Origin of the sequence: Micromonospora endophytica (genome assembly GCF_003236305.1) — a bacterium.
In the GTDB taxonomy this organism is placed as follows: Bacteria; Actinomycetota; Actinomycetes; order Mycobacteriales; family Micromonosporaceae; genus Micromonospora; species Micromonospora endophytica.
In genome coordinates this window covers 1-8849 of record NZ_POTX01000238.1, presented here as the reverse complement: position 1 = coordinate 8849, position 8849 = coordinate 1, and the positions used below count along the sequence as shown (strand labels likewise).

Genomic DNA, 8849 nt, shown 5'->3' with positions numbered 1-8849 from the left:
CCACCCCCCAGGTACGCACGAATCGCGCTACCGTCGGCCGATGCCGCCCGATCCCCGTGCCGTGCTGACCCGGCCCGCTCCGGAGCCGGAGGTGACAGTCGCCTACGGCGAGCACCCCGACCAGATCGCCGATCTCCGGCGACCGGCCGGCGAGGGACCGCCCCAACCGCTGCTGATCGTGCTGCACGGCGGGTTCTGGCGGGTGGAGTACGACCGACGGCACACCGGCCCGCTGGCCGCCGCGCTGGCCGCGCTCGGGCACCCGGTCGCCCAGTTGGAATACCGGCGGACCGGACAACCCGGTGGCGGCTGGCCGGGCACGCTCACCGACGTGCTGGCCGGGGTGTCCGCGCTGCCCGGGTTGGCCGCCGCCGCCCTGCCCGGTCAGGTCGCACCGGCCCCGCCCATCCTGATCGGCCATTCGGCCGGCGGGCACCTCGCGTTGTACGCGGCAGCCCGGGCACCGGACGCCGTCGGCGCGGTGCTCGCCCTCGCTCCGGTCGCCGACCTGGCTGAGGCGTACCGACTGGATCTGGACGCGGGCGCGGTGGCCGCATTGCTGGGCGGCGGACCGGCCGACGTGCCCGAGCGGTACGCCGAGGCCGACCCTCGCGCCCTGATCCCTTCGACCATACGCACCGTAGTGATGCACGGCACTTTGGACCAACAGGTTCCGATCGCGCTGAGCAGGGCTTATGTCGCCACGGCTCAGCAGGCCGGTGCCGATATGCACCTTGTCGAGCTGCCAGAGTGCGAGCATTTCGGACTAATCGACCCGACGTCGACCGTCTGGCCGAAGATAACCAGCGCGTTGCGGTCTCTCAACGAAGATCAATAGCCATTGACGCAGCGTCGCCAAACGGGTAGAACGCCGGAGGGGCGAAAGGCCGCTCCGGCAAGGTACTTGAAGGGAACCCGGTGTCGCAGATGAACCGCAGGCGGGCACTCCAGCTGCTGGCCGCACTCGGTACGGGGGGACTCGTCGCCGGATGTGGCTCCGACGCCGAGGAGAGCAGCAGCGAGACGCTCACACCGGTCAAGATCGGTCTGATCGCACCGCAGTCCGGTCCGGGCAAGGCCATCGGTGACGAACTCAACAACGGGTTCCAGCTCTACCTGGATCTCAACGGGGAGAGCCTCGGCGGCCGTAGGGTCGACCTGCTCGTCGCCGACGAGGGAGACAGCGCCAAGAGCGGCCAGGCCGCCGTCGACGGGCTACTCAAGCAGGGTGTGCTCGCGCTGACCGGGGTCGCCAGCTCGGCCGTCATGTTCGGCATCCGGGACACCATCGAGCAGGCCCGGGTCCCGCTCATCGGTTCGAACGCCTCACCGACGAGCCTGCAGAGCGTCGTCTACATCTGGCGCACCTCGTACGTGCTCGACGAGGCGGGCCGGGCGCTCGGCCGCTACCTCAGGGACGAGCTGGGCAGCAACGACCGGGTCGCGATAATCCTGCCCGAGTCGGCAGTCGGCGTCGACGACGTGCTGCGCGGCTTCCGCCAGGAGTTCGGTGAGTCCGACCCGCGCATCGCCGACCCGGTGACCTGGACCTCCAACAGCCCGAACCCCAGCAAGACCGCATATGTCTCGGACATCGGCCGGGCGTTGGCACCCAACCCCACGGCGGTCTTCTGCTTCTACTCCGGCACGGCGGCCAGCGAGTTCATCATGCAGCTGCGCGACGCCGGGTTCCAGGGCACCATCTACGCGCCCGGCTTCCTCACCGAAGGCGCGGTGCTGGAGAGCATCCGCCCGGCGAACGACGCGCTCGGCATCCACACCGCCTTGAACTACTCCGCCGACCTGAACAACGCGGCGAACCGGCGGTTCGCCTCGGCGTACCGCAAGAAGCACGGTGTCTCGCCGACCACCTACGCGATGGCGTCGTACGACGCGGCGAAGGTGCTCGACCAGGCGATCCGCCTCGCCGGTGACTCGCCCACCCCGCAGCAGGTGAACCTGGCGCTGGGCCGGATCGGTCAGATCGACAGCCCGCGCGGCGCGTGGCAGTTCAACCAGCCGCGTACCCCGCAGCAGAAGTGGTACCTGCGCGAGGTGCAGCGCGACGGCCAGGTGCTCTCCAACGTCATGGTCAACGAACTCGCCACGCTTGGGTAGTAAGGAGGGGCCCCCTGTTAACGCCTCGTGTATAGGAGGGGCCCCCTGTTAACAGTCGGCCGGGCCGCGCCGGCTCACTGGCGTAGCTCGGCGACGCAGCACTTCACGCTGCCGCCGCCCTTTTTCAGCTCGGCCAGTTCCACCGGCACCGGGGTGTAGCCGGCCGTCTTGAGCCGGCTGGCCAACCGGGTCGCCTCGCTGTTGAGCATCACGTGGGCACCGTCGCTGACCAGGTTCAGGCCGAAGGCGAGGGCGTCGTCGTCGTCCGCGAGCACGGCGTCCGGGAAGAGCTGGGCGAGCACCTTCTGGCTGGCCGCGGAGAACGCGCCCGGGTAGTAGACGATGTTGCCGTCGTCGATGGCGGCGAGCGCCACGTCCAGGTGGTAGAAGCGCGGGTCGACAAGCCGCAGCGACACCACCGGTCGGCCCAGCGCCTCCTGCGCCTCCGCGTGTGCGGGCAGTTCGGTACGGAATCCGTGCCCGGCCAGGATCAGCCCGCCGTGCGCCTCCGGCAGGTACGCGAAGTCACCCTCGCCCTCGTTCGTCTCGTTCGGCGCGATGAACCGCCAACCCCGCGACTCGTAGAAGGCCCGGTGCGCCGCCGCCTCGGCGGCCCGCTGGTGATGCTTGAACTGGGCCCCGTAGACCGTCCCGTCCACCACGAACGCACCGTTGGCCGCGTAGACCATGTCGGGCAGGCCGGGTTCGGGCGCCAGCAGGTGCACCTCATGGCCGAGACCGACGAGGGTCTCCCGCAGGCGGTCCCACTGCTTGACCGCCAACTCCGGGTCGACCGGCGCGGTCACATCCATCCACGGGTTGATCGCGTACTCGACCGTGAAGTGCTCCGGGGAGCACATGAGATATGTCCGCTTTCGCGGCACTCGCTGCTGGTCCACGGTGACCAAGAGTAGGTACCCTCGAACTTCCGGAACAGCCAGAACCATTGCTTCTCAGAGGCGGAACATTGCAGATCGACGCCGTTGACCAGCGAATCATTGCGTTGCTTGTGGCTGACGCTCGCGCGTCGTACGCGGACATCGGCAGCCGGGTCTCACTCTCCGCTCCGGCGGTCAAGCGGCGGGTCGACCGACTCCGCGCAGCCGGGGTCATCCGGGGATTCACCACTGTCGTTGACCCGGCGGCGGTCGGCTGGGCCACCGAGGCCTTCGTCGAACTGTTCTGCGCCGGCCGGACCACGCCGGCCCAGATCGGTGCCGCGGTACGCCGGCACCCGGAGGTGGTGGGCGCGTACACCGTCTCCGGGGAGGCCGACGCGCTGGTGCACCTGCGCGCCGCCGACATCGCCCACCTAGAGGAGGCGTTGGAGCGACTGCGGGCGGAGAGCTTCGTGACCTCCAGTCGCAGCACCATCGTGCTCTCCCGGCTGGTGGAGTCCCCGGGCGTCGGCCCCTCCACCCGCTGACCGCCCGCCAACCAAACAGAGCAGTCGGCAGACCGAACGTGAATCGGCGTACGAGGGCCGGAACCGGATGCCGCTCCGCCACGTCGAACCGGCCATGACACGGGGACTCAAAGCCACCGCGGCGGGGGGCACGCTCGTCGCGCTCACCCTGCTCGCCGGCAGCGTGACAGTGCCGAGCCGCGACGAGCCCGCCGGCCGGACGATGGTGCCGGCAAGCCTCGTCTCCTTCGACTCCTGCGCCGAGGCCGTCGCCGAGTTGCGCGCGGCGGCGTCCGCCTCGGTCGGCCCGTACGGTTTCGATCACGGCGTGTTCCCAGTTGCCATGGCAGCCGGTGCCGAGTCGTCGGCCCGGTCCATGGCGGCGGCACCCGCTGAGGCGGCACCGACACACTCCGGGACAAACAATCACGAGATCGGTGCGGACGAGCCCGACCTGGTCAAGACCGACGGCCGGCGGATCGTCACGGTCAACGGCGGGGTGCTGCGGGTGGTGGACCCGGTCGACCGCCGGGTCACCGGAAAACTCGACCTGACCGGCGGCGACGAGGAGCTGAGCTGGGGGCAGCACCGCCTGCTGCTGCTCGGCGACCGGGCGCTGGTGCTCACCGACGCCGCGGCGGACTCGGCAGTCAGCCGCGCCCGATGGGGGCCGGGCGCTGGTGAGGCCCGGCTGCTGCTCGTCGACCTCTCCGGACCGCCCCGGTTGCTCGGCACCTACCAGATCCGGGGCGGCACCGCCGACGCCCGGCTGATCGGTCGTACCGCGCGGGTGGTCGTCCGCTCCCCTGTCGACCTGACCTTCCCCATCGAGCGGGCCGGCACCGACCGGGCACGGATCACGCGCAACCGCGCGGTGATCGCCCAGGCCGGGGTCGAGGCATGGCTGCCGGAGTACGAGTGGACCGCGGGCGAGCAGCGGCACACCGGCCGGGTCGGCTGCGACCGGCTGAGTCGTCCGGAGCGGATGACGGGTGCCGACATGCTCACCGTACTCAGCTTCGACCTCACCGCCGACCGGCTCGGCGACGGCGATCCGGTCACCGTCGCCGCCGACGCCACCACCGTCTACGGCACCGCGACAAGCCTCTATCTGGCCGGTGACCGGCCGATGGCGTCGACCGGTCAGCGCCGGCGGCCCGGCGCGGGCGATTCGGTCACCGAGATCTACCAGTTCGACATCTCCGGCACGGACCGCCCCCGCTACCTCGCCGCCGGCTCGGTGCCCGGATCGCTGATCAACCAGTACGCGCTCTCCGAGTGGGACGGCCACCTGCGGGTCGCGACCACCACCGGCGATGTCGGGGGCCGGGTCTCGGAGTCCGCCGTACGAGTGCTGCGCCGCGACGACGGCGCGCTCGTGACCACCGGCATGGTCGGCGGACTGGGCCGCGGCGAGAGGATCTTCTCGGTGCGCTACCTCGGGCCGGTCGCGTACGTGGTCACCTTCCGCAAGACCGATCCGCTCTACTCACTCGACCTGACCGACCCGAGCGCGCCCACGGTCACCGGCGAGCTGAAGATCACCGGCTACTCGGCGTACCTGCATCCGCTGCCCGACGGACGACTGCTCGGCGTTGGCCAGGAGGCCGACCGGGAGGGGCGCGTCGAGGGCGTCCAGGTGTCCCTCTTCGACGTCCGCGATCCGGCCCGACCGGACCGGCTGCACCAGTGGCACCTGCCGCACTCCTGGTCCAGCGCCGAACACGACCCGCACGCCTTCCTGTACCGGCCGGACATCGGCCTGCTGGCACTCCCCGTCAACGACGGCATCCGGCTGCTCCGCGTCACAGGTGACCGGCTCAGCGAGATCGGCGAGATCACTCACCCCGATGTCCGGGAGGACGACGGCCGGCTGCCGTGGACGTGGTCACCGCCAGTACGCCGGGCGCTGGTCATCGGCGACGTGCTCTGGACCGTCTCCGAGGCGGGCCTGCGGGCCAGCGATCCGGCCACCGCGAAGAGCCTGCGCTGGATCGCCACGACCTGATTCACCCTCCCCCGAGGAGTGGGGCCCGGTTTCGTCGGGGTTTCCGGGCCCCACCCCTTGACCTCAACCTCGGTTGAGTTAGTCAACTGGTCTCCGGCCGTCAATAAGGGGGAGACATGCGGGCAGTGTGGTTACGCGAGTTCGGTGGACCTGATCAACTGGTGCCGGGGCCGGCCCCCGACCCGGTGCCCGGTCCGGGTCAGGTCCTCGTCGACGTGACACACGTCAACATCACATTCGTGGAGACCCAGTTCCGGGCCACCGGGTTCGGGCCCTCGCAGGTGGCGCTGCCGGTGATCCCGGGCAACGGTGTCGGCGGCGTGATCGGCGCGGTCGGGCCGGACGTCGACCCGGCGCTCGTCGGCCGCCGGGTGGTCACCAGCACCGGCGGCTCCGGCGCGTACGCCGAGCAGGTCGTGGTGGACGCCGCCGCCCCCGTACCGGTGCCGGACGGACTGTCGCTGGACCAGGCGGTGGCGGTGCTCGCCGACGGACGTACCGCGTTGATGCTCACCGACGCGGCCACGCTCCGCCCCGGCGACCGGGTGCTGATCGAGGCCGCCGCCGGTGGGGTGGGCAGCCTGCTGGTCCAGCTGGCGGCCCGAGCCGGCAGCCAGGTGATCGGGCTCGCCGGTGGCACCCGGAAGGTGGCGCTCCTGGGCGAGCTGGGCGCGCAGGTCGCCGTCGACTATCTCGCGCCCGACTGGACCGGACGGGTACGCGCGGCGGTCGGCGCGGTCGACGTCGTCTTCGACGGCGTCGGCGGCACGGTCGGGCGGTCAGCCTTCGAGTTGCTCGCCCCGGGCGGCCGGATGCTCAGCTTCGGGCTGTCCAGCGGCGAGTGGGCCGGCATCGACGAGGAGATCGCCGCCGGGCGGGGCGTGACGGTGATCCGGCCGACGCCGACGCCACAGCAGCTTCGGGCGTACACCGAGCGGGCGCTGGCGGAGGCGGCGGCCGGACAGCTCCGCGCGGTGATCGGGCAGCGATTTCCCCTGGAACGCGCGGCCGACGCGCACGCGGCGATCAGCTCCCGGGCGACGGTCGGTAAGACCCTGCTCGACCTGCGCTGACCGGGTTCAGAGGTACATGCCGGTGCGGTGCTCACCGCGCCGGACCGGTTTGTCCCCCTCGCCGAAGAAGCGCTTGCCGCCGAACTCACCGTGCAGCCGGTCGTCCAATTCGTCCGCCAGACCGGTCATCACCTGCACCGCGAGCATCAGGTGCGTGGGCTGGAAGTTGCGGCCGAAGACCGGAATGGAGGCCCACACGGTGTCGTCGGCACAGTAGAGGCGGCCGATCGGCATCCGGTTGGTCAGCTCGGAAAGCTTGACGTACAGCCGTTCGGTGGGCTCGACCTCGGTGAGCACCGGCGAGAAGACATCGACAAGCGGTGGGTTGTCGCGGACCCGGACGAAGACCATCGCCGAGCCGGCGCGGATGTTGATGTCACCGTCGGAGTCGACCTGGACCCGGTCCGAGTCCGACCTGAGCATCGTCGAGACGACCGTGCGGACCCGGTCGGCAAGCTCCAGCACCTCGGTCTCGCCGTCCGCACCGGCGACGGCCAACGCCTCCTCCAACTCGGTCTCGATCTCCCGGACCAGGTCGGAGCCGCCGCGTGCGGTGCCCAACGGCGGACCCGGCAACGGTTCGCCGTCGGCATCCTCGATCAGGTAGACCAGGAAAGCCGGGTGCGGAGCACCGTAGATGTCGCGGAGGGTACGCGAGAGCAGAGCCGCCAACCGGGTGCGCTCTCCGGCCACGCAGTGCAGCCCGAACTGATCTCCCGAGCCCTCCACCACACCCGGCGGTGACCAGCCCAGCGCCACCATGTCGGCGACTGCCGCCCGATCCAGCCGATGTCCCTGCGGCAGCGCCGCGTTGCCCACCGCCCGAGCCGCGAACCGGCCATCCGCTTCGATGTCGACGCCAACGGAGTAGACGGCATCATCGGTGCCGGAAGCGGTGGGGTCCAGCGTCAACTCGACGTGCGCGCCCGGTGGCAGGTCGGCCAGCCGGTCGGCCAGCGCCCGCGCGAACTCCTGCCATGCCTGGGTCACCTTCGCCCGCAGGTCGGCCGTGCTCGGCTCGTCGAGCAGAACCGACTCATGGTGCACCGGCCCACCGTGCTGAGCCGTCACGCTCTGCTGAGCTGGTGTGCCCTGGTGGGTCTGTGCGCCCTGCTGGGTTGATGTGCCCTGGTGGGTCTGTGCGCCCTGCTGGGTTGATGTGCCCTGGTGGGTCTGTGCGCCCTGCTGGGTTGATGTGCCTGGCGGCGCCGAGGGGTGGTCTGCCGTCATGATCGCCTCCGTCCGTTCCGGTCACCCTACCCAGGCGACCCGTGGAACGGCTCGACCCGGACGGTGATCGGACATGATCGATGCACCGGGTGGGCTTCAGTCGGCGGGGCGGTCGCCGCCCAGCTCGACCGGCCAGGTGCCGGCCAGCTCGGTGAGGCGGGCGGCGGTCGCGGCGGGATCCGCGCCGCGACCGACGGCCAGACCGAGCAGGTACGCGGTGACCGGGGCACCCGGTCGCAGCACCTGGTGGGCCACATCCCGGGCGAGATCGAGCACCGTCGGCACCGGCACCAGCGCCGGATCGAGATCCAACTCCGTACAGGCCGCAGTGACCCAGTCGTCCATCACGCTCAACGTATCCACTCCTCTGCCCGGCGTACGTCGCGCTCAGTGTCGCAGTCGAACCATGGTGGTGGGCCGCCACCGGACCACGTCACCTCGCGTACGGCGAGCCCGGCGAGCAGCTCCCGCAGTGGCGCACCGGCCAGTTCCCCACCGCGTTGCCGGACGAGTCGGTCTACCGCGGCACGTAGCGCCCACGGACGCCACACCCCGCAGAGCGTCTGTCGCCGTCCGGTCCCGTCGACGAAACACACCCCGTCGACTCCGGGGGGCTCGTCAAGCTGACGGAGCAGCTCGCCGACGGCGGATCGCGTCAATAGCGGCAGGTCCGCCGCGAGCACGACAACCGCCGGTACGCCGACGTCGAGCGCGGTTGGCGCGGCCGTATCGAGCACGGCTGGCGTGGCGGTGTCGAGCACGGCTGGCGTGGCGGTGTCGAGCGCGGCTGGCGTGGCGGTGTCGAGGCGTACCGGCGTGGTGGTGTCGAGCAGGGCCAGCCCGGCGGCGATGGCGGCGACCGGGCCGCCACCCGGGGGCACCTCCCGGGTCAGGCGTACTCCTTGGGGTGCCGGCCCGGGGCCAACCAGGATCCGGGGCGACGCGTCGGCGACCTCGGCGAGCACGCGTTCCCGCATCGGCACCCCGCCGACCGGCAGCGTCGGCTTGTCCCGCC

At 71.1% G+C, this 8849-nt stretch carries 9 protein-coding genes; 5 read left to right on the top strand and 4 right to left on the bottom strand.

Annotated features, from left to right (window positions below; translation table 11 throughout):
- Nucleotides 1-40: 40 nt before the first annotated feature.
- Nucleotides 41-838 (top strand): alpha/beta hydrolase family protein, encoded by a 798-nt coding sequence (locus C1I93_RS25065; RefSeq protein ID WP_111245745.1) that lies wholly within the window; start codon nt 41-43, stop codon nt 836-838.
- 80 nt (nt 839-918) lie between these two features.
- Complete coding sequence (locus C1I93_RS25060; protein ID WP_111245744.1) at nt 919-2118, top strand: ABC transporter substrate-binding protein; 1200 nt, start codon at nt 919-921, stop codon at nt 2116-2118.
- 74 nt (nt 2119-2192) lie between these two features.
- Here C1I93_RS25060 and ddaH read toward each other — a convergent pair whose 3' ends face one another.
- Nucleotides 2193-3026 (bottom strand): dimethylargininase, encoded by an 834-nt coding sequence (ddaH, locus tag C1I93_RS25055; RefSeq protein ID WP_181445316.1) that lies wholly within the window; start codon nt 3024-3026, stop codon nt 2193-2195.
- A 59-nt stretch (nt 3027-3085) separates the two neighbouring features.
- On the opposite strand from ddaH, the gene C1I93_RS25050 reads away from it, so the two are divergent.
- The 3 genes from C1I93_RS25050 (at nt 3086) to C1I93_RS25040 (ending at nt 6604) form a co-directional block, all read left to right on the top strand.
- Nucleotides 3086-3544, top strand: a complete 459-nt coding sequence (locus C1I93_RS25050) for an Lrp/AsnC family transcriptional regulator (protein WP_111245742.1) — start codon at nt 3086-3088, stop codon at nt 3542-3544.
- 94 nt (nt 3545-3638) lie between these two features.
- The gene (locus C1I93_RS25045; protein WP_111245746.1) at nt 3639-5531 is read left to right on the top strand and encodes a beta-propeller domain-containing protein; all 1893 of its coding nucleotides are present in this window, start codon (nt 3639-3641) and stop codon (nt 5529-5531) included.
- A gap of 116 nt (nt 5532-5647) precedes the next feature.
- The gene (locus C1I93_RS25040) at nt 5648-6604 is read left to right on the top strand and encodes a zinc-binding dehydrogenase (RefSeq protein ID WP_111245741.1); all 957 of its coding nucleotides are present in this window, start codon (nt 5648-5650) and stop codon (nt 6602-6604) included.
- Between the two features lie 6 nt (nt 6605-6610).
- On the opposite strand, the gene C1I93_RS25035 is transcribed toward C1I93_RS25040, so the two are convergent.
- The 3 genes from C1I93_RS25035 to mobA form a co-directional block, all read right to left on the bottom strand.
- The gene (locus C1I93_RS25035; RefSeq protein WP_258378341.1) at nt 6611-7834 is read right to left on the bottom strand and encodes a T3SS (YopN, CesT) and YbjN peptide-binding chaperone 1; all 1224 of its coding nucleotides are present in this window, start codon (nt 7832-7834) and stop codon (nt 6611-6613) included.
- 96 nt (nt 7835-7930) lie between these two features.
- Nucleotides 7931-8188 carry a DUF6457 domain-containing protein gene (locus tag C1I93_RS25030; RefSeq protein WP_111245739.1) on the bottom strand — a complete coding sequence of 86 codons (258 nt, stop codon included), beginning with the start codon at nt 8186-8188 and terminating at the stop codon, nt 7931-7933.
- The coding region (gene mobA / locus C1I93_RS25025; protein WP_111245738.1) for a molybdenum cofactor guanylyltransferase at nt 8185-8849 on the bottom strand (665 nt) is incomplete at its 5' end. The genes mobA and C1I93_RS25030, both read right to left, overlap by 4 nt.